Origin of the sequence: Paenibacillus sp. FSL H7-0442 (assembly GCF_038593105.1) — a bacterium.
GTDB lineage: Bacteria > Bacillota > Bacilli > Paenibacillales > Paenibacillaceae > Paenibacillus > Paenibacillus polymyxa_D.
On sequence record NZ_CP151963.1, the window covers coordinates 3858413 to 3880019 of the forward strand.

A 21607-nucleotide genomic window follows, 5' to 3' on the forward strand; every position below is an offset into this window, starting at 1 on the left:
TTAATCTTCGTATTTATCTTCTATTTCGCCAAAGTATCGGCCTTTTGACCGATCTGCATATTCATTGGAAGATTTGCTGATTTGTCTGAATTTCCCTGGGGTCACTTGCTTATGCTTGCGGAATACCCGAATAAAACTGTTCTCATTTCGGTATCCGACCTGCTCTGCAATTTCACTGATTTTCAAATGGGTTTCACATAGTAGAGTGCTTGCCTTTTTTACGCGTAATCCAGTCAAATAATCGTAAACGGTAGTTCCTGTTTCTTCCTTGAACATACTGCTCACCGAGGACACGCTCATGTGAACATGATCCGCAATTTCCTGAAGTCCGATGTTCAAATGCAAATGATGTTCCATATACTCGATCATCTCTTGTACACGCACAAAATCTTTGGACTGAATGCGTCCGTGCCATTTTTCTTCAATATCAGTCAACATAGTGACCAGCAATACCTCAATGTCTTGAAGGTCTAGCGTCAGAATCTGATTCCAGTGGTAATCAGCAAGCTGATCCGGCGGCGTCACACTCTGAGTGGCACACCATTTTAGCAAATCTTCCAGCAATTCATGAACAAACAAGTAGACCTGGGCTGGGGATGTTCTGTGGAGTCGAAGTTCTTCTACCCAGTGGCTGATTAGCTTTACACTTGCACCAGGTTCCTGCGACTCCAGGGCATGAATTATTTCCAAACGCCAATTGTCAAACAATGTTGAATCCTGAATTTGCTCCTTTGACTGTTCATCCACTGTATTATCCTTTTTCACACTTAGGCTGCTGTCCATATTCGTGTATGAACGTCCATACCCCTCGTACAAACGCAAATTAAGGGCCTCTTTTCCTTTTATAAAAGATGCCCGTGCCTCTTGAATATCCGTGACCATATGACCAATCCCTATAGAAATGGTCAAAGGAAGATACTCACCGACAACCTGAATCAGTCTATCAACGCTTTTGTGAAGCAAAATACTCTCTTGGAGGGCAGTCTCCGAACCAACTTCAACTTCATTCGAACTCTCGCTGTACTGTAACAGCACAATAAAACCACTTTCCTCTTCCGGCGAGCATACTGCTTTCCAGTAAGGTTCGAGCATCTCTAGCAAAATATTGTTCAGCGCATACTTGAGCAGCATTTTATCCTCTTCTGGAAAGCTTGCAGCCCACGCAGAATATCGGTCGATGGACACGATCATGACAAACAAAGAATTACCGTCCCAATCGGAAAAATACTGTTCCCATTTCATACGCATTTCCTGTATGCCCATTCTACGCTGGATGACATCTTCCATATATTTGGAACGCAGCTCCGGCAGGCTTCGCTCTACCACCAATGATTTGCGATGAAACTCTCCAACCAGTTTGCTAATCACAGGTTCCAGGTCATACAATCCTCCTTGGCGCGTACCCTTATTGCCCGAATTCAACAGGCTATTAATTTTTTTCATGGGGCGAAAAGCTGCATAATTGTAATAGTAAACTGCTGAGCACCCAGCCAGTATAGAGATAAAGGCCAGCCACAGCATCATATTGCGCGCCAGCTTAACATTTTTCAGCAGCTTGTCCATCGGAACGAGCGAGACTAGACGCCAGCCCGTTACATCAGAAAAGGTTTGGTTCGCCATATATTCCATATTCCCTATCTCCACATAAGCATAGGGGCTCACATCCAGCTCTTTCAAAACCCTGCCCATATCATTTAAGGGTAAGGACGATCTCAGCTTGGGATAGATCAACTCGCCCTCCAGATCATACACGTATTGCGAGTTGGATAAATGAATATATAGTTTGGAGAAAAAACGGTCGTAATCCAGATTGATTAGCACCGCACCCATGACCTGACCATTCTCTACTATGGGCCTGGCCAGCGAAAGCAGCTCTAACGTCCCCTGCTCACGATCGGTGCCGTACCATCTCCGCTTAATCAACAACGGCTTTTTTTGAATGTCCTGAATCCAGGGAACCCATGTGGTATCCGGTGCCTGCTTCCAATCAGGCATGTAACCATAATTGCTGGATACGAGAGCATGATTGTCCAAAGAAATCACTTCAACCGAATAAATTTCTTCGTGTGAAGAAAGGGTTTTCAAGTATTTATGAAGCCGATCTATGACGGAGGCGTTATCTTCCAGCGATTTCCTATCCGTTTGGACACGTACAAAAGCCTCTACATCCGGATGATATGCTGCATCCAGCGCCTTGTTATCAGACTCACGAAAAGCCCGATTGGTTACATCCAGATTGATTTGCAATAATTCTATATTGGGTGTGTTCAGCTCGGTATCCAAACCTTCACGGTATCCTGAATACGATAGCAAGCCGATCACGCTAATCACGAGCGACACACACAAAGTGAGCAGTAGAATCAGTCTTGTCTGTTTATTTTTCAGTATCAATCGAAGCTTAAGTCGCAACATTCCCGTAACTTCATCCTTCCGGACTTCGTTGTCCATCTTCCTCTTGCCCATATACGTGGTGACATATTCTCCCTAACTCTATTTGACGTAAGAGTTGGAATTCCCTGCCTATGTAAATCAAACTTAATAAAACTTCATATGAGTACATCATTAAAATAAAAAAAGAAGAAGTCTCCCTGTGTTAGGTAGAACTTCTTCTTTGGCTGCTTATATTCATTATTCAGCAAAAACAGATACTCGCTTCACAGGTTTTAGCTTGTCTTTTCCACCTGAAAACGATCCAGTTCCCGCTGCATTTCCTCGCGAATCTGACGAAGCTCTTTTACCTTCTCAGCCGATTCCTCAAATGAACGCTTCTGCTCTACCGTGGAAGCTGTAATCTCTTCGCTGCCTGCGGCGGATTGCTGAGTGATTGCGCTGATATTTTCGATAGCTTGCTGCACCTGTACGCTCAATTCTCGCGATACATTCATGTCCGTTGATAGCTTGCTGACTTGGCCGGCAATTTGCTGCACTTTGCCACTAATCTCTGTAAACGATTCTCCGGTCGAGGAGGTTGCCTTCTCCTGCTCACGGAACAGCTCCTGACTTTGCGCCACAGAAGTCTTCACTTTATCCATAGCCTGCGTAATACCGTCAACTGCGGTATAAATTTTCTTTACAGCAGACTCTGATTGATTCGCCAGCTTTTTCACTTCATTGGCAACCACAGCAAAACCTTTTCCTGCTTCACCCGCACGTGCAGCCTCAATAGAAGCATTCAAGGACAACAGCGATGTTTGGCTCGCAATTTCGGATACGTATCCAGTCATGGTTGTAATCTCGGCTGCATTAGCTTCCAGCTCCTTGACTGTCTGCTCCACTTCGGACATGGCTGAACGATTTTCTGCAACAATACGCAGTTGATCGCTCATGACCCGCGTACCCTGCTCAATGACACGCAAAGCATCCTCACTATACGCGGTCGATTGAGTGGTCTCCAGCAGATTCGATTCAAACTTTTGCTGCATCTCGTCCACAACACCAACTGTCGACGACAGATCCTCAGCAATTTTCTGACTGCCTATCGCCAGTTCCTCTGTTGACGTGCTGACTTGTGTCACAATTTCCTTCATGGCCTCATTATGGTGATCAATATCCCGAGCCATCAGATCGACACGATTACCCGCCTGATCAATGGAGAGTACAATGCTGCGCAAGTTCCCGATCATTACCCGGAAAGATTCATTGAGCTCGTCCAGCTCATCGCGTCCCTTCGTTTGTGCGAGCTGAACGGTCAGATTCCCCTCGGCAATTTGCTTTGCGGCATCCGTTAACTTACGTGTTCTAAGGGCAAGCTGCCTGGAGGTGTATGTATTATATAGCCCAACTGCCACCAGAAGTAAAACTGCACCTGCTAAGGCCAATTGCCAAGTAAAACGAATGCTCTTGGTCAAATCTTCTGTGTATTGGTCATAACGTGCCTTGGTCAGCAGATCCAGCATAAAAACATCGTTCTGAATCCCCTGGGCGCGCATGGCCTCCCGCTTGGACTCCGGACTGTTTTGGGTACTCATTGCTTTCTCCGTTGCTACTTTCAATTGGCTGAATTTTGTTTTAATCGTATTCAGTCGTTTTTGCTGTTCTTCGGTCTGCATCATGCCCTGTGAAAGCAAAGCAATCGTCTTTTCAGACTGAGTCAGTTGATTTTGCACATCAGCTTTGTTGCTCTCTGTCATGGAAGCAGAATAATTTTGCAACGCCTGTCCCGACTGAATCAAATAGGCATTGAGCTGCTGTACATTCAACATAGCCGGAACCAAATTACTACTTTGCGAGTTAATACGAATTAATTCAAAAATGATATATGCCACTAAAGCCAGACAAGCGATCAAGGAAATCATCGCATTCAGCACCAGTTTACCTTGCAGTTTCATCAGCTTTCATCCTCCGTTTGCGAAAATTTATTGGGTGGGAACAGTAAGTGTGCCGGATTTGATTTTTTCCTTTAAATCATCCAACAACTTTTGCTGATCCGGACTCAGTGTCACGACACGAATAGGCGCTAAACCTACGCCATCTTCTGCAAGACCAAACACCATATCCTTCTCCGTAAATTTTCTTTGATGATCTGCAAAGCCTTTGACTGCTGTATAAATTGCAATGTCTACATTTTTAAACATCGAGGTCACTACCGCCTTTTCCGCAATAAAAAACTGGTCGCTATCGACCCCGATGGCTAATTTTTGCTGTTTTTGCGCTTCCTGTAGCGCACCTACGCCCGTGAGACCTGCGGCTGCAAAGATAACATCAATCTGATCCTGATTAATCATGTCATCTGCAATTTTCGTACCCAGTTCCGGCTTTCCAAAATCTCCTGCATACGTTGCAGTAACTTTGGCATTAGGCTTGACTGATTGCACCCCTGCGCGGTACCCAATTTCAAATTTTTTCAACAGAGGAGATTCCGCACCTCCAAGAAAACCCACCTGTTCGGTGCGACTCGTCAAACCGGCAACGACCCCAGCCATAAAACTGCCCTCTTCTGCTTTGAAGCTAATAGAGGCCACATTCGGTAAATCTGATTTCTCATCCACGATTAAAAATTTACGGTCTGGGTATTTTTTGGCAATGGATTCCATACTGTCCTTCACCATATAACCCAACCCAATGATTAAATCCGCTTTTTCTTGAGCAAGCTGCTCAAAAGCCTCATCATACGTCTTGGTCTCCGTTATTTCCCGGTATTCAAAAACAATCTTCCCCTCATCCCGTGCCTTGACCAAACCTCGAAAAGCCGCGTCGCTGTAAGATTGGTCACCCAGACCAATATCTGACAGTACGATTCCCACCTTAATGGGTTCGGCCTTGGTTTGTACGTCTGATTGCCCACATGCACTTACCAATAATGCAAAGATCGTGACAATGGGAATCCACCTAAAAGTTAATAATAGAGCTCGTTTCTTCATGACATATCACCTCAACATAAAATGCAAATCCCCAACATCTTTATATCGGTTATAAAAGCATATTTTTTCATAAGAGTTTCTGTAAATTCATTGTTAATAGAAGTGTGATAAGTGTGATGTCTTTGTTTATTATGTAAAAAATGTATATTTTGCTTTGTTTTTATTATACGAACTGTCCAAATTCATTTATTTTCGTTTATACCGGAAGAATAAAGTGTAATTTGGAAAACATAGGTACTTTGAAACCATCACCCTATTTCAATCTGAAAGGAGCAACATTTAAAATGACTTCGACCCATTTAATTCCACAACCCAAAACATATGGTCCCTTAGGAAATCTGCCCTTGATTGATACACATGCCCCTGTCCAGTCTCTGGTTAAGCTTGCTAATGAGTACGGTCCCATCTTTCGCATGGATCTGCCTGAAGGAACGAACATTTATATTTCCGATCATAAGCTAGTGGCAGATGCTTGTGATGAATCCCGTTTCGATAAGCAGGTGTGGGCTCCCTTACAAAAAGTACGAGCTTTTGCCGGAGACGGACTATTCACAAGCTGGACTGAGGAACCGAACTGGCGCAAGGCCCATCAAATATTGCTACCAAGCTTCAGTCAGCGGGCTATGAAGGGTTACCACAATATGATGCTTGATCTTGCGGTTCAGCTGGTGCAGAAATGGTCTCGGCTCAATCCAGATGAAAGTGTAGAGGTACCGGAAGATATGACCCGGCTGACTTTGGATACCATCGGATTATGCGGCTTTAATTATCGTTTTAACAGCTTTTACCGCGACCAGCCCCATCCGTTCGTGACCAGTATGACACGCGCACTGGATGAAGCAATGGGTCAGTTGCAACGCCTCAATTTGCAAAACAAGCTGATGTTATCGAAGAAAAAACAGTTTAAACACGACATCGAAACGATGTTCTCTCTGGTGGACAGCATTATTCAAGAACGCAAAACCCTGGGCAACCAAGGTGAAGAGGATTTACTGGCACGTATGCTGGAAGGCAAGGACCCGGAAACAGGTGAAACGCTGGATGATGAAAATATCCGTTATCAGATCATCACCTTCCTCATCGCCGGTCATGAAACGACCAGTGGGCTTTTATCCTTTGCCATTTACTATTTGCTTAAAAATCCACGAACGCTAACCAAAGCCTATGAAGAAGTGGATCGCGTGCTCACCGATTCGCTGCCTTCCTATACTCAGGTGCGTGAGCTCAAGTACATAAGGATGATACTGAATGAAGCTCTGCGGCTATGGCCGACAGCGCCCGCCTTCTCGCTCTTCGCCAAAGAAGATACACTGCTCGACGGAACCTATCCGCTTAAAAAGGGCGACAGTGTAAATGTACTCATCCCGAAACTGCACCGTGATACCGAGGCTTGGGGTGAAGATGTTGAGGAATTTAGACCGGAACGCTTTGAGGACCCATCCGCCATTCCACAAGATGCCTATAAACCGTTTGGCAACGGTCAACGGGCCTGTATTGGACAACAGTTTGCCTTACAGGAGGCCACCCTTGTGCTGGGTATGGTACTGAAACATTTTGAGCTGATTGATCATACTCATTATGAGTTGAAAGTCAAAGAGACGCTCACACTCAAGCCTGAGGGCTTCACCATTCAAGTACGACCGCGTAGCACACAGACTGCCGTCATGCTGCCGGGTGCCGCTCAAGAACTTCATGAACAGGAGGAACAAAAAGTTGCAGCTCCTCATGCCGAAAAACATGATACTTCTTTGCTGTCTTTGTACGGCTCGAATCTGGGTACAGCTGAGGGACTTGCGGGTGAACTAGCCGATTTAGGTCGGAATTGGGGTTTTAACAGCAGCATAGCAACTCTGAATGATCGTGTGGACCATTTGCCTAAAGAAGGCGTGGTACTTATTACGACTGCATCTTATAACGGACATCCGCCGGATAATGCTGATGCCTTTGTAGAATGGTTGAAGCAGGTAGACGAGGGCCAACTGGCAGGCATAAGGTACGCTGTCTTTGGTTGCGGTGACCGGAATTGGGCCAGCACGTATCAGCGCATTCCAAGGATGATTGATGAGCTAATGGCTGCCAAAGGGGCAAAGCGACTGTATGATCGGGGCGAGGGCGACGCCAGTGGTGACTTCGAGAAGGATTGGGAAGTCTGGAATCGCGGCCTATGGCCGGAATTGCTGAATGCTTTCGGCATAGAGCACAGTGATACAGAACCACAGGACACCAGCAGTCTGAGCATAGAGTTTGTAAGCGACGTACTTAGCGCTCCTCTGGCGGCCAACTATGAGGCAACTACTGCCGTTGTTACCGCGAATCGTGAATTGCACGCTGCTGAAAGTGAACGCAGTACACGGCATCTGGAGATCCAATTACCAACCGGATTGTCCTATCGCGAGGGTGATCATCTGGGTGTTTTGCCGCGTAATCCTGCTTCGTTGGCGAATAGAGTAATGCAACGCTTTAAGTTACAGGATCAAGACTACATCGTATTGAGAGGCAGTGACCGGGATGCGGCGCATCTCCCCTTAGATCGGCCTGTCAGCGTAGGAGATTTGCTCACTCTCAGTGTGGAACTGCAAGAACCGGCAACGAGAGCCCAGCTACGGCAACTAGCATCCTTTACAGTGTGTCCACCGCACAAGAAAGAAATCGAAGCTTTGCTAGAGGATGCTACCTTTGATCAAGAAATACGACAGAAGCACGTCACGATGCTGGATATTCTGGAGAAGTATCCAGCCTGCGAGCTGCCATTTGAAAACTTTATCTCGCTGTTACCTCCACTCAAGCCTAGGTACTACTCCATCTCAAGCTCTCCGCTTGAATCGGAGAATTCAGCGAGTATAACCGTGGGCGTCGTGCGTGGACCAGCCCGTAGCGGACAGGGCGAATACCTGGGAATTTCCTCCAACTATTTGGCGCAGCTCCAACCAGATGATCCAATTGTCATTTTTGTGCGTAAGCCTCAGTCGGGCTTCCGTTTGCCGGAAGATCCGACGGTGCCTGTCATCATGGTCGGTCCAGGTACTGGAGTGGCACCATTCCGCGGATTCCTCCAAACCCGCCATGTACTTAAAGAAAGAGGGGAACAGCTCGGCGAGGCTCACCTATACTATGGCTGCCGTAATCCTAAGCTTGACTATCTGTACAAGCAAGAGCTGCAAGCCTGGGAGCAGGAAGGAATCGTTACGCTTCATACAGCCTTTTCACGTCTGCCCGATCAACCCAAAAGATACGTGCAGCATGTCATGAAAGAAGATGCGGACACTCTGATTCACTTACTTGATGAAGGAGCGCATCTATATGTATGCGGTGATGGTAGCCGGATGGCTCCCGATGTAGAAAACACCCTTTGTGCTGCTTACGCGGAAGCACACCATACCAGTAAAGAAGAAGCACAGCAATGGTTGGATCGTCTCCAACAGGAAAAACGCTATGCCAAGGATGTCTGGACAGGCATCTAATGATAACAGTATAAGAACAAGCACCATGTTAAAAAATAAAAGGGACTGATTACTGGCCTTCAAACTCGTCGCCAGTAGTTCAGTCCCTTTTATGATTATCTTTCACTCCATTTGGAAGCAATCACATCTACTTTACTTTCTAATAGGTCCATAACCTCCTCGCGGTGCCTAGCCTTGAATAAATCTATGATGTCGATCAAGTCGTTGCGATCTAATAATTTAACCCCGTTGACAGCAGCAAGTGTTTTACAAGATTCCGTATAACGGCCGGAGGTGATAACGATAGACTTGTCGGCCGCATAATAACGCATAGAGGTGTAAATTTCCTGTACTGCTCCCAAGCCCACCGGATGTTGTACGCCATAACGTTTGGCCTGTATGACAACTCTGACGCCTTCACGGTCTGTAAAAACCAGATCCGCTCCAAAATCCCGGCTACTGGTTGTTTTATAGATGTCCTTATAGCCAAGCGCGGATAATAACCGTTGCAAATAAAGCTCAAATTCCGAGCCATCCTCCATACGATCTATATCCTGAATTCCAATTTTGCGTGGGTCCAGATCACGTAAAATCCGATTTCTGCGACCGCGTATCAGTCCTCTGATGATGAGCGCAAACAACACTAAAAGTACAATGAGCCCTATTCCTAATTCCTTGTATGCCAATAATTTTTCTAGCAACATCCAACTCTCCCTTTTCTACCATAAGCGTAGCCGTATCATCCTTAACAGGGAACTCCCCTATGCACGCTGGCTCCCCTATTACATCTCTCTTTATCACATAACAATAGCCCCGCCAGATTCGACGGGGCTATCTTCGTCTTGCCTCAAAGCTGTCTAAATTCCATACTCCGCATCATTATTCGCGATTCAGCAAAGATTCTCCGGCAATACCAGGCTGAGTCATTTGGTACGGGTCCAATATAATGTCCAACTCTTCCTCGGTCAGTACATTATACAGCAGGCACAGCTCGCGCACCGATTTCCCCGTCGTAATTGCTTCGCGGGCAATGCGTGATACTACCTCATATCCAAGGTGGGGATTGAGTGCTGTAATAATACCTACACTGTTCTCCACATATTCACGGCACCGCTCCACATTTGCTTCAATTCCTTCTACACAATGTATACGGAAAACGTGGAAGCCCTGCTTCATAATTTCCAGCGATTGCAGCAGATTGTAGACAAGCACAGGCTCCATCACGTTCAGCTCCAGCTGACCCGCCTCTGAAGCCAGGCAGATCGTATGATCATTACCAATGACCTGAAAAGCAATTTGGTTAATGACCTCACACATCACCGGATTTACCTTACCTGGCATAATGGATGACCCTGGCTGACGAGCAGGCAGACTCAGTTCTCCCAGACCTGCACGAGGTCCGGAAGCCATTAAGCGGATGTCATTTGCCACCTTAGACATATTCATCATACAAATTTTCAAGGCGGCAGACACTTCGGTATAAGCATCCGTATTTTGTGTAGCATCTACAAGATTTTCGTCAGCTTCCACAGGGAAGCCACTGACGTCTGCCAGTACCTCTGCAACACGCTGAATATAACGACGGTCTGCATTCAGGCCAGTACCCACCGCAGTTGCACCCATATTAATCGTTAACAGGTGCTGTTTGGTCGCACGCACGCGTCCGATATCACGACCCAGCACACGCGCATAAGCCTGAAACTCCTGTCCTAATCGGATTGGCACTGCATCCTGCAAGTGGGTTCTACCCATCTTAATCACACTATCAAACTCATTGGCCTTGCGGGAAAATGCCTCCTGAAGCTCACTCATGGTATCCAACAGTTTATCAATCATGCTTAATACAGCCAAGTGTACGGCTGTAGGAAAAGCATCGTTCGTCGATTGCGCCATATTAACATGATTATTAGGACTGATCTCCTGATAATCTCCGCGTTGCTTGCCAATCAGCTCCAACGCGCGGTTCGCAATCACTTCATTTGTATTCATATTAATGGACGTGCCTGCGCCGCCCTGAATGGGATCGACGATGAAATGATCATGCAACTGTCCTTGTATAATCTCATCAGCAGCCTGAATAATGGCCTCTGCTTTGGGGCGGTGTAAACGGGTTAGTTCCATATTTACCGTCGCTGCTCCCTTTTTCACGATCGCCATGGCTTTAATCAACTCAGGGTGCAGTCGTTGGCCTGTAATTGGAAAATTTTCTTTTGCCCTCAGCGTTTGTACACCGTAATAGGCATCTAATGGTACTTCCTTGGTACCTAAAAAATCATGCTCCAACCTCATATTCTCTGATTCCTCCGCTGTGTTTGCTACGTTCTTCAATTCAGTACAGCCAAATTGACATAAAAAGACCTCTTCTGATCCCCTCTTCATTATACGTTCCGATTCCCGTGCTTTACCAGTCGAATAAACGCGGAAAAAGGTTATGTAATCCTATGACAAGTTATGATTACCCGTATATACCACGGTTATTCGGCAAATGCTCAGCTATGACTGGAATACGGATTTAATGGCTTATAATAATATCGAGTGGCATGCAGTTGACCATCGGCTGATTGAGCATAACCCGGAATAACACCAGCTTCCACGAACCCGATCGACTCGTATAGTCCATTGGAGGGATCACCCACCCGCGTATCTAGCACCAGTAACGTTCTATCCTGACTTAGTGCCTCTTCTTCCGCTGCCTTCATTAACTGACGTGCGATCCCAAGCCTGCGCCCGGACGGATGTACCATAAGCTTTGCAATTTCCGCACGATGAATAGCGTTAGCTTTTTGAGCCAAATGAAGCTGGACCGTCCCTACAGGTACTTCGTCCTTCTCGGCAATCCACAGAACTACGCCATCCTCAAGTACATTATTCCAATAAGCTGCTGCTTCCTGATAACCTAATGGAGGTAAGAAACCTATAGATGCACCGTCTGCAACCACGTCGATTAACAGTCGACTCAGTGAATCTGTCAGGGCTTCGTTCAGAGCTTGAACAGGGTAAACTCTCACTTCGTTAGACATTGTGATTCCTCCCGGTGAGTTCGATAACATACAATAAAGAAAGTAAACTATCTTTTTAGGATAGCTTACTTTCCATGGTACTTTGTTTACTACTTAATCACCCTTACTTCTATTACTGCTCTGCCATATAAAAGAACTCCCACAAATGACCATCCAAATCCTGAAAGCTCCATCCATACATAAAACCATGATCTTGAGGTTCATTCGAGGGCTGGCCGCCTGCTTCCAAAGCCTTGCGAACGATCTCGTTCACCTTTTCTCGGCTCTCCACCGATAGAGCAACAATCGCTTCTGTGCTTTTCGTGGCATCTGAAATTTCCTTTGTAGTGAACGCTTTAAAACGTTCTTCAACCAATAGCATGACAAAAATATGCTCACTAACAACCATGCAGGTTGCATGTTCATCAGTGAACTGAGCGTTAAATTCAAATCCAATTGTAGTGAAAAAATCAATGGAGTGCTGTAGGTTTTTAACTGGTAAATTCACAAAAATTTGTTTAGCTGTTACTCCCACGATGCTTCACCTCTTCATTCTACTTTATCATACGACTTCTCCACAAAAGATAACTTAACTACCTCACAAAGTCAATCAATCTGACATTTGCAATTAAACTAACAACTCTTACCTTGTCCCTTAGCTTGCTTTACACCAAGAATAGGCTTGTACAACAAAATGGCTTCAGATGTTTTTTCATCCTGATCCACTTGATCATCCACTCTTGGATTTAGAAGCTGTTCCCTTCCCCAATTTAGCCATGATTACGCTTACAAACATATCCTATATTTAAGATACCACAAATTAGCCAATTTAGTACTTAAATTATGTAAAAATGAATTCTTCTTGCCGTAGCGTAATCAGATCATATTATTGTAAACTTGTTCTAATACAGAAAAAGGTGGCACACACGCTATGGAGCATTTGCTTAACGATCAGGTCAAAAATATTCAAATCAGCGGCATCCGCAAAATCGCAAATAAAGTTGCCGCATTACCCGGAACGCTCTCCTTAACGATTGGACAGCCGGATTTCCCTACCCCTGCGCATATTATGGAAGCTGCCCATCGGGCGATTGATGAAGGCCGGACCACTTATACACCTAATCCGGGACTGCCGGAATTACGAGAAGCCGCAGCGGCGTTTGTAGCCCGTAAATACGGCCTAAATTACCGTGGACAGGATGAGGTAATCGTAACGAACGGAGCCAGTGAAGCGCTGGATATTACCTTACGCACGATTTTGTCACCCGGTGATGAAGTCATTCTACCCGTGCCAATCTACCCAGGGTACGAGCCATTGATCCGTTTGTCAGGCGGCATTCCTGTGTTTGCCGATACCCGCAGTAGCGGATTCAAGCTCACAGCCGAGGTGCTGGAGCCTTATCTGACCGAACGGACAAAAGCAGTCATTCTCGGATATCCTTCGAATCCGACCGGGCGAGTGATGAGCCGCGAAGAACTGGAAGCGGTCGCCGATTTACTGAAGGAGCGCGATCTGTTTATCATTTCGGACGAAATATACAGCGAACTGATTTACGATACCCCCCACGTGTCCATTGCAGCTCTTCCAGGTATGCGGGAGCGCACCATCGTCATTAACGGTCTGTCCAAATCACATTCCATGACGGGATGGCGTATTGGTTTTACACTTGCACCCGCTGTAATTACACAGCACATGGTCAAAGTCCATCAGTACAACGTGACCTGCGCTAGCTCAATTAGCCAATATGCAGCACTCGAAGCCCTGACCGTCGGGGTGGATGATGCACTTCCGATGCGCGAGGAGTACCGCCGACGTCGCGACTATGTACACGGAAGACTGACTGATATGGGAATTCCACTAGAGAAGCCTGAGGGAGCCTTTTATCTCTTCCCTTCCATCGCCCATTTTGGATTAAGCTCGATGGGTTTTACCTTGAAGCTGCTGGAAGAGCATGGAGTGGCTGTAGTACCTGGAGATGCCTTTTCTTCCTATGGCGAAGGATACGTTCGCTTGTCCTATGCTTACGGACAGGATGTGCTGGAGCAAGGATTGGATAAAATAGAGAAGTTTGTTAGAGGAATGGTGAGGGGTTAAGGTGGTTAGAGGCGCTACGCAGTCCATTTGATCTTCCGATCGCTGTTGCTGGGGGATTCTTGAATTGGATAAAACATTTATAGGTAAGAATCCCGCCACAAAAGCGAACGCTGCCGCTTCTCCAGATTCAAATGACCCGCTTCGCTCACTGCCCACCTTAAAGTCCCAAAATTCTCTAACGTGTGTGTGGAGCAGCAGGATAAAAGAATACTCACCGCTTTACACGGTGAGTAAACAGAATAGGCCTCTGAGGCACCCCTACGGGTGGCTCAGAGGCCTATTCTTCCACTACTCCCACGCGCTATCGGTGTAGGGATTCATGGGTGACTAGCTTTAAGCACGGTGCAGCGGAGGGGGCGGAATGGTACTGGACAAGCGAAGCGGTCGCCTTTAAATTCCGATTTCCACCTTTATGCGGTAATCATAAAAATCGGAATTTAACAGCGATGGTAAGCACCATCCGCCTCCGCAGCGACCTCTAAAGCGCAAACCTGAATCCTCACGCCACTCCCCTACTTTAAATGCATTTTGAATTGCAGGAACAATTCGTTGTAATGAGCGAGCATGCGCTTGCCCAGATTGTCGTACACTTCCAGCTTATCTGTAATGTCGGACGGAGGGTAAAAACGCTCGTCGCCAGAGATATCTTTAGGCAGCAATTTCTTTGCATCCTTGTTTGGCGTGGAGTATCCTACAAATTCGGCATTTTGAGCGGCTACATCGGGCTGCATCATGAAATTGATGAACTTATGGGCCGCATCCACATGGGTAGCGGTTTTTGGAATAACTATATTATCAAACCACAGGTTGGAACCTTCATCCGGCACGATGTAATCGAGCTTATCGTTCTCATCCATGATTTCAGACGCATCACCGGACCATACAACCCCGGCAGCAGCTTCCTCGTTTGCCAGCAGCATTTTAATCTCGTCACCAACAACCGCTTTGACATTGGGCGCTAATTTCTCCAACTTCGTCAAAGCCTGCTGCAAATGTGCCTCATTCGTATCATTCAAGGAGTAGTGGAGACTGTTCAGCGACATGCCCATAATCTCCCTAGCTCCATCAACCAGCAACAGGTTATTACGTAACTTCGGGTCCCACAGGCCATCCCAGCTATGAAAATCAATGCCTTTCGTCAGCTCCGGGTTAAACACAATCCCGACTGTACCCCAAAAATACGGAACCGAATATTGGTTATTCGGATCAAACGAAAGGTTTAGATAATGTGAATCTACATGCTTCAAATTCGGCAGCTTGCTATGGTCCAACGGGAGCAACAAGTGCTCCTGCTTCATTTTAGCCAAAGCATATTCCGAGGGAACCGCTACATCAAACGAAGTTCCTCCCTGCTCGATTTTCGTCAGCATCGCCTCATTGGAATCAAAGGTCTGATAAATGACAGTAATCCCCGTCTCCTTCTGAAACCGTTCCAACAACTCAGGGTCAATGTAGTCTCCCCAGTTGTACACCGTCAGTGTGTTGCCACCGGAGTAGCCTTGACTGGAATTCAGCCATGCCGCCACTCCCATCAGCCCAAACGAGATGATGAAAATCGACAGAAACACGCGCACAAGTGACTTCATCTAGGCACCCCCATTTCTGCCGCAGGCTCTTTTTTACCATTGCGATTCGCCTTGCGCATAATAAAGTAGTAGCCCACTACCAACAACACAGTAAATAGGAAAATGAGCGTGGACAGCGCATTGATGGACAAGGAAACCCCTTGCCGGGCACGTGAGTATATTTCCACCGATAAAGTCGAATAGCCACTGCCTGTCACAAAAAAGGTCACCGCAAAATCATCCAGCGAGTACGTTAACGCCATAAAAAAGCCCGCATAAATCCCTGGCTTGATAAAGGGCAAAATCACCTTGGTCAGTACATCCAGCCGGCTGGCACCCAAATCACGCGCAGCATCCACCAGGGATGGACTCATTTCCTGAAGCCGCGGCAAAATCATAATGACCGCAATCGGCACACTAAACGCAATATGGGACAATAAAACGGAGTAGAAACCCAGCTTAATCCCGACCATCGTGAACAAAATAAGGAAGGAAGCGCCGATAATGACGTCCGGGTTCACGATCAATACATTATTGAGCGACAGCAGCGTATTTTTGACTCGACGGTTCTGCATCTGATGGATAGCCAGCGCACCCATAATGCCAATAATCGTAGCCAACGCAGATGACAGCAAAGCAATCACCAAGGTGTTAATGACAATAATGATCAAGCGAGTGTCTGCAAACACCTCTTTGTAATACTGGAGTGTAAAACCCTCAAACTCATGCATCGTCCCGCCGCTATTGAAGGAATAGTACATCAAATACAAAATAGGCGCGTACAAAACGAGAAAAACAATCACCAAATAAATATTTCCGAATCGGTTTTTATTTACCATGCCGCACCCTCCGTTTCGTTCCCGAGGTGAGCAGCATAATGATCCCCATCGCCAAAATCAGGAACACGGCAACCGTAGAGCCCATACCCCAATCCTGAGTAACCAGAAAATGCTGCTCTATCGCCGTCCCCAGTGTAATCACACGGTTACCTGCAATCAGGCGGGTAATCATAAACAGCGACAACGCTGGAATAAACACAGCCATGCAACCAGATCGCACACCCGCAAGCGTTAACGGAAAAATAACCCTGCGAAACGCAGTCCACTTGGAGGCTCCCAAATCACGGGCTGCGTCCAGCAATGAAGGGTTTAACCCTTCCAACGCGTTATAGATGGGCAAAATCATAAAAGGCACAAAAATATAAACCGACACAAACACAAAGCTGGAGCTGGTAAACAATAATTGCTGACCTCCCAACCCAACCATACCTAACACCGCATTCACCGGACCATAGGTTCCGAAAATCCCAATAAAAGCATACGTTTTGAGTAACAGGTTAATCCAGGTCGGCAAAATAATGAGCAACAGCCACAGCTGCTTATGCTTGGTGCGTGTGAGTAAATAGGCTGCCGGGTAAGCAACTAACAGTGAAAATACAGTGATCAGAAATGCATACCAAAACGAGCTAAGCGTCATGCTCAAATAAACAGGTGTCAGAAACTGAGCATAGTTGTTGAATGTGAGATGACCATCCACATCAAATAGTGAATAGTAAAACACAAGTACAACCGGAGCCGCCACAAACAGCACAATCCATAAATAATAAGGCAGCAGATACGCTGCTCTTGTATTACCGGACATGCTGATCCACCTCTTCATAGGCTTCCAGACGCCGATCAAATTCTTCCTCTGTTTCCCCGAACCGCATCACATGGATCGCTTCCGGGTCAAATCGCAGACCGATTTCACTGCCCAGCTCCGCCTTTTTGGTAGAATGCACGAGCCATTCCTGTCCCGAATCATCATAGCAGCTTATTTCATAGTGAACACCACGGAACAATTGGGTATCCACTTTTACACGCAGCTTGCCTTCAACAACACTCGTAATCTCCAGATCCTCCGGTCGGATCACGATTTCAATGGGCTCGTTCGGACGTAAGCCTCCGTCGACACATTCAAACTGTCGGCCGTTAAATTCCACTTGGTAATCCGCAATCATCCGTCCTGGGACAATATTGGATTCGCCGATGAAATCAGCAACAAACCGATTGATCGGCTCATCATAAATATCATTAGGCGTACCACTCTGCTCAATCTTACCTTTGTTCATGACAAAAATTTCGTCCGACATGGCCAGTGCTTCCTCCTGATCATGCGTAACGAAAATAAAGGTAATTCCAAGGCGCTGCTGCATTTCGCGCAAAATGTACTGCATTTCAGTACGCAGCTTTAAATCCAATGCAGACAACGGTTCATCCAACAAGAGAACGTCAGGCTCATTAACGATAGCCCGTGCGATGGCAACACGCTGACGCTGTCCTCCGGACATCTCAGAAATTTCCCGCTCGCCGTAGCCTTCCAGATTGACAAAGGACAACGCCTGTGTCACCTTCTCTTGGATGTCCTTTTTATTCATCTTTTTGATTCGCAGACCAAAGGCTACATTTTCAAACACATTCAGATGCGGAAATAGCGCATAATCTTGAAAAACCGTATTGACCTGCCGCTCATTGGCTGGAACACGATTAATGAGTTTTCCATTTAAATAAATAGAGCCTTCTGTCGGCTCCGCAAAACCTGCAATCATACGCAGAATCGTCGTTTTACCACAGCCGGAAGGCCCCAGCAGTGTATAAAATTTACCACGCTCAATTTCAAAGCTGACGTCCGCCAGCACTGGGGGATCGTTGTCATATTGCTTGGTCACCCGTTCAAATCGGATGATGGTTTGCTCTCCCATAACACCCTCCTTCAAAAATTCGACTTCATTCCATTTTATTAAACATAATTATTCAGGGCGCCTCATTTACCCTTGAGACTTCCATGTAAAATAGTCTGTCAGCACACGAATGGCTACACCAATCGCTTCTTCCGCAGGCTCCAGCTTCGCATGATGCAAACCATAAGGCGTATCAACGCCAAGCCAGAACATCAGACCGGGAATTCGCTCCAGAAAATACCCGAAGTCTTCTCCGGTCATCGCTTCTCCGCATTCAATAAGCTGCACATCCTGCCGGTTACTGACCCAGTTCATAAATTCCTCGGTCACCTGAGCTTCATTGTACACTTGCAAATAATTGGAGCCATAATGAATCTCGGCATGGCATTCAAACCCAGCTTCCACACCGCGCACCAGCGCTTCGATCCGCGATTTAACCAGCGCCATCGTATCGGCAGACAACGTTCGGATCGTACCCTCCAACCGGGCGGTTTCTGCGATAATATTTTGCTTCGTGCCTCCGCTAACCTTACCCACAGTAATGACTGCTGCATCGAGTGGATTCACATTACGGGCTACAACCGTTTGTAATTGTCCCACCAGTTGGCAAGCAGCCACTACCATATCATTCGCCTTGTGTGGATACGCAGCATGCCCGCCCGTACCCTTCAGGTCGATGAAAAGCTCCGACGTATTGGCAAATAGGATGCCCGGGCGAGTCGCAATTGTACCGACAGGATATTCAGGTGCAACATGCAGCGCGACAATTTCATCGGGTATCCAGTCTGCCAGCTCTGTGCTGTCCCGCATAGGCAAGGCTCCGCCCGGCCCTTCCTCAGCCGGTTGAAACAATACAACCAGATCATCCTTAATCGGATGGCTTGCAAAGTGAGTAACAATTCCCAATCCAATCGTCATATGTAAATCGTGTCCACAAGCATGCATATAGCCGGGATGGGTCGAACGGAAATCGTAACCTGTCTCTTCTTCAATCGGTAAACCATCCATATCACAACGATATCCATAGCGGCGTTCAGGAGCTGATCCATGAATGAACACTAACACGCCTGTACGCCATGTACGAATGTCCAACCGCTCCTGAGGGAGCGTTTCCAAATAATCCAGCAAATATTGTTGTGTTTTGTACTCCTCAAAACCCGGTTCGGGAATTTGGTGTAAATCTCTTCGTATTTGGACAAAAGAACGATAGTCGACCGTACTCATTGCTGCCACGCCTCCTCTTTATAGCTCATCAGCTCTTATCGGGCAAAAGAACAAAAGGACAAAAGCCCGGCGCAGCCGCCGAGCCTTGTCCGTTGTGCTTCGTCCCTAAGTTATGCTGTCAGTGCATCATGCTTCTGACAAGGAATCGTTCACCTTTGGTACATAAAAAACTTCTGCATTCTTACAGAACGCGCAGTTCTTTCAAAATCTCAGTTTTAGATTTGGTCTTATCGTCGACCTGTTTGATCACACGTGCAGGTGTACCCGCCACTACGGAGTATTCAGGCACATCTTCAGTTACGACCGCTCCGGCTGCAACAACTGCACCTTTACCAATGCGTACGCCTTCCAGTACAACCGAGTTCGCACCGATCAATACTTCGTCTTCTACGATAACAGGCTGTGCGGACGGTGGCTCAATGACACCCGCCAGGACAACGCCTGCACCGATGTGGCACATGTTGCCTACTTTAACACGACCGCCCAGCACAGCATTCATATCAATCATCGTGCCTTCACCAATGGTGACACCGATGTTAATCACTGCACCCATCATGATGACTGCGTTGTTACCGATGCCAACCATATCACGGATATATGCGCCTGGCTCAATGCGTGCATTAATGCCTTTCAGATCCAACATTGGAACAGCGGAGTTACGGCGATCATTTTCCACCACATAATCTTCTTCTTTAGCGTTTGCGCTATCCAGTACCGGCTTGATATCAGCCCAATCCCCAAATACAACACCACTGTCTCCAGAAATAAAAGCTTGAACATTCTCGCCAAATGATGCGGAAGCCAAAGCTCCTTTTACATATACTTTAACAGGCGTCTTTTTCTTGCTGTTTTTAATCACGTTGATGACTTCTTGTGTATTCATTTCGATGGACATAGTAAATCTAACAACTCCTTCATCGCTTCATACGACTTCGCAAGCCGGAATGATCTTATTCTCTCATCCTTTATAGCACAAAAGTGCAGGTCTCGCAATTATAGATTAGACCCTTATAGCTCTAACCTAGCCCTTAAAATAACCATTTTCAGCGGCATGACTGCCTTAAATTCATGATTGTAAGCCGCCGATCATCCCGCATCAAAGTAGGGTTATTTATTAGCTTGCAGGCTCTCCAGCGATGTATAAATGTAGGATTGGAATCCTTCAGCAGGTTCACCTTGTGGAATGTTCACTTTCACGATGAAACCGCCTGTTTTATTTTCTACAACTATATATTGCTGTGTCATCTTCGAACTGCTCGCTTGTAAGAACAGACGGCTACTGGATAACGCTTCAGGTATGGCTGCTTTGTCCAGCTTTTGCACCTTACCGATGGAAGCTAGATCCTTTTCGCCTTCTTTTTGAAGTTCGTCCAGATTAAAATCGGAGGGTAGCTTCGTAATTTCAGCATAATAGTTATCATCTACAGCCAAGGCAACACGGTTTTGATCAGGAAACAGGGACATCGGATCAAACACATACAGCGAATATCCCTCTCCTTTTGCTAATGTCGCAGTCTGCTTTTCCTTTTTTCCCTCAAGGGTGAGATCAAAAGTTTGAGTCTTTGTGCGTTCTCCGCCTACTGCTTGACCAGCACTTCCGTTTTGATTGCCATCTGTTGCAGCCTCTGTTTTTTGTATTTTCGTTAAAGTCAGTTGCTTCGCCGTCGCGTCGCCCTCTACTGCTTTTTCGGTGTATTCAAACGCTACTGTATCGCCTTCCTTAAGTCCAGCTATTACCGTGTCCAGTCCGTCCCCCAATTGGAAGGATTGGGCTTCGCCATTGGTTCCAATCTCTACCGTATGCGGGTCAGCAGCTCCATTGTATACACCTGTGCCTTTTTTAACCTCCGACTCAGCGATTGTCTCCGGTTTAACCTGCGGCTGCTGTTGCGTTTGCGGTTGGTCTGACCCTTGAGGTGCGGTGTTATTGGTTTGCGGTTTCGTTCCACAGGCTGACAGAGCCAGCACTGCCACTACAGTCAGTAGTATGATTGAAATTGTGTTTTGTTTTTTCATAAAATCCACCTCCACTATGATAGACGAGCTTGTGCAGCAAAAGTTCTACGCAGCATCTCACTTAAAATCCAAAATCCTACCTCCTGCTCCCGTTTATTATATTCTCAGGATTTTGCAAAATCCTAATACCACGGGAATGTTAGGTACGGTATAATGGGCTGTATTAACCTAATTTTCGAGATACCGCTT

16 protein-coding genes are annotated in these 21607 nt (G+C 46.4%); 2 read left to right on the forward strand and 14 right to left on the reverse strand.

What is annotated here, in order from left to right; all coding sequences use genetic code 11:
* The 3 genes from MHH57_RS17015 to MHH57_RS17025 form a co-directional block, all read right to left on the reverse strand.
* Positions 1-2448, reverse strand: a complete 2448-nt coding sequence (locus MHH57_RS17015; RefSeq protein WP_208332741.1) for an AraC family transcriptional regulator — start codon at positions 2446-2448, stop codon at positions 1-3.
* A 215-nt stretch (positions 2449-2663) separates the two neighbouring features.
* Positions 2664-4328: a HAMP domain-containing methyl-accepting chemotaxis protein gene (locus MHH57_RS17020; RefSeq protein ID WP_029515425.1), complete on the reverse strand. Its 1665-nt coding sequence runs from the start codon at positions 4326-4328 to the stop codon at positions 2664-2666.
* Between the two features lie 27 nt (positions 4329-4355).
* Complete coding sequence (locus tag MHH57_RS17025) at positions 4356-5360, reverse strand: BMP family ABC transporter substrate-binding protein (RefSeq protein ID WP_342434320.1); 1005 nt, start codon at positions 5358-5360, stop codon at positions 4356-4358.
* Positions 5361-5644: 284 nt separating this feature from the next.
* Between MHH57_RS17025 and MHH57_RS17030 the strand changes: the two genes are divergently transcribed.
* Entirely contained in the window at positions 5645-8821 is a 3177-nt protein-coding gene (locus MHH57_RS17030; RefSeq protein WP_209950165.1) for a cytochrome P450, read from the forward strand.
* Positions 8822-8916: 95 nt separating this feature from the next.
* Here MHH57_RS17030 and MHH57_RS17035 read toward each other — a convergent pair whose 3' ends face one another.
* The 4 genes from MHH57_RS17035 to MHH57_RS17050 all read right to left on the reverse strand — a co-directional run bounded on the left by MHH57_RS17035 (position 8917) and on the right by MHH57_RS17050 (position 12334).
* Positions 8917-9504, reverse strand: a complete 588-nt coding sequence (locus tag MHH57_RS17035) for a restriction endonuclease (RefSeq protein ID WP_029515428.1) — start codon at positions 9502-9504, stop codon at positions 8917-8919.
* A 175-nt stretch (positions 9505-9679) separates the two neighbouring features.
* Positions 9680-11089, reverse strand: a complete 1410-nt coding sequence (gene aspA / locus MHH57_RS17040) for an aspartate ammonia-lyase (protein ID WP_029515429.1) — start codon at positions 11087-11089, stop codon at positions 9680-9682.
* A gap of 200 nt (positions 11090-11289) precedes the next feature.
* A complete protein-coding gene (locus MHH57_RS17045; RefSeq protein ID WP_165149868.1) occupies positions 11290-11820 on the reverse strand; it encodes a GNAT family N-acetyltransferase in 531 nt (176 codons plus the stop codon).
* A 112-nt stretch (positions 11821-11932) separates the two neighbouring features.
* On the reverse strand, positions 11933-12334 hold the full coding sequence (locus tag MHH57_RS17050) for a VOC family protein (RefSeq protein WP_029515431.1): 402 nt from the start codon (positions 12332-12334) through the stop codon (positions 11933-11935).
* Positions 12335-12730: 396 nt separating this feature from the next.
* Here MHH57_RS17050 and MHH57_RS17055 point away from each other — a divergent pair, with 396 nt between their 5' ends.
* The gene (locus MHH57_RS17055) at positions 12731-13894 is read left to right on the forward strand and encodes an aminotransferase A (protein ID WP_029515432.1); all 1164 of its coding nucleotides are present in this window, start codon (positions 12731-12733) and stop codon (positions 13892-13894) included.
* A 512-nt stretch (positions 13895-14406) separates the two neighbouring features.
* Here MHH57_RS17055 and MHH57_RS17060 read toward each other — a convergent pair.
* The 7 genes from MHH57_RS17060 to MHH57_RS17090 form a co-directional block, all read right to left on the reverse strand.
* Positions 14407-15480: an ABC transporter substrate-binding protein gene (locus tag MHH57_RS17060; RefSeq protein ID WP_029515433.1), complete on the reverse strand. Its 1074-nt coding sequence runs from the start codon at positions 15478-15480 to the stop codon at positions 14407-14409.
* Positions 15477-16298 carry an ABC transporter permease gene (locus MHH57_RS17065; RefSeq protein ID WP_013372269.1) on the reverse strand — a complete coding sequence of 274 codons (822 nt, stop codon included), beginning with the start codon at positions 16296-16298 and terminating at the stop codon, positions 15477-15479. The genes MHH57_RS17060 and MHH57_RS17065 overlap by 4 nt, the downstream gene beginning before the upstream one ends.
* A complete protein-coding gene (locus MHH57_RS17070; protein WP_023989586.1) occupies positions 16288-17100 on the reverse strand; it encodes an ABC transporter permease in 813 nt (270 codons plus the stop codon). The genes MHH57_RS17065 and MHH57_RS17070 overlap by 11 nt, the downstream gene beginning before the upstream one ends.
* Positions 17090-18199 carry an ABC transporter ATP-binding protein gene (locus MHH57_RS17075; RefSeq protein WP_029515434.1) on the reverse strand — a complete coding sequence of 370 codons (1110 nt, stop codon included), beginning with the start codon at positions 18197-18199 and terminating at the stop codon, positions 17090-17092. The genes MHH57_RS17070 and MHH57_RS17075 overlap by 11 nt, the downstream gene beginning before the upstream one ends.
* A gap of 66 nt (positions 18200-18265) precedes the next feature.
* Positions 18266-19402 carry an N-acetyldiaminopimelate deacetylase gene (locus MHH57_RS17080; protein WP_209950162.1) on the reverse strand — a complete coding sequence of 379 codons (1137 nt, stop codon included), beginning with the start codon at positions 19400-19402 and terminating at the stop codon, positions 18266-18268.
* Between the two features lie 181 nt (positions 19403-19583).
* Positions 19584-20297 (reverse strand): 2,3,4,5-tetrahydropyridine-2,6-dicarboxylate N-acetyltransferase, encoded by a 714-nt coding sequence (gene dapD, locus MHH57_RS17085; RefSeq protein ID WP_029515436.1) that lies wholly within the window; start codon positions 20295-20297, stop codon positions 19584-19586.
* A 212-nt stretch (positions 20298-20509) separates the two neighbouring features.
* Positions 20510-21418: a hypothetical protein gene (locus MHH57_RS17090; protein WP_318627379.1), complete on the reverse strand. Its 909-nt coding sequence runs from the start codon at positions 21416-21418 to the stop codon at positions 20510-20512.
* Between the last annotated feature and the right edge of the window lie 189 nt (positions 21419-21607).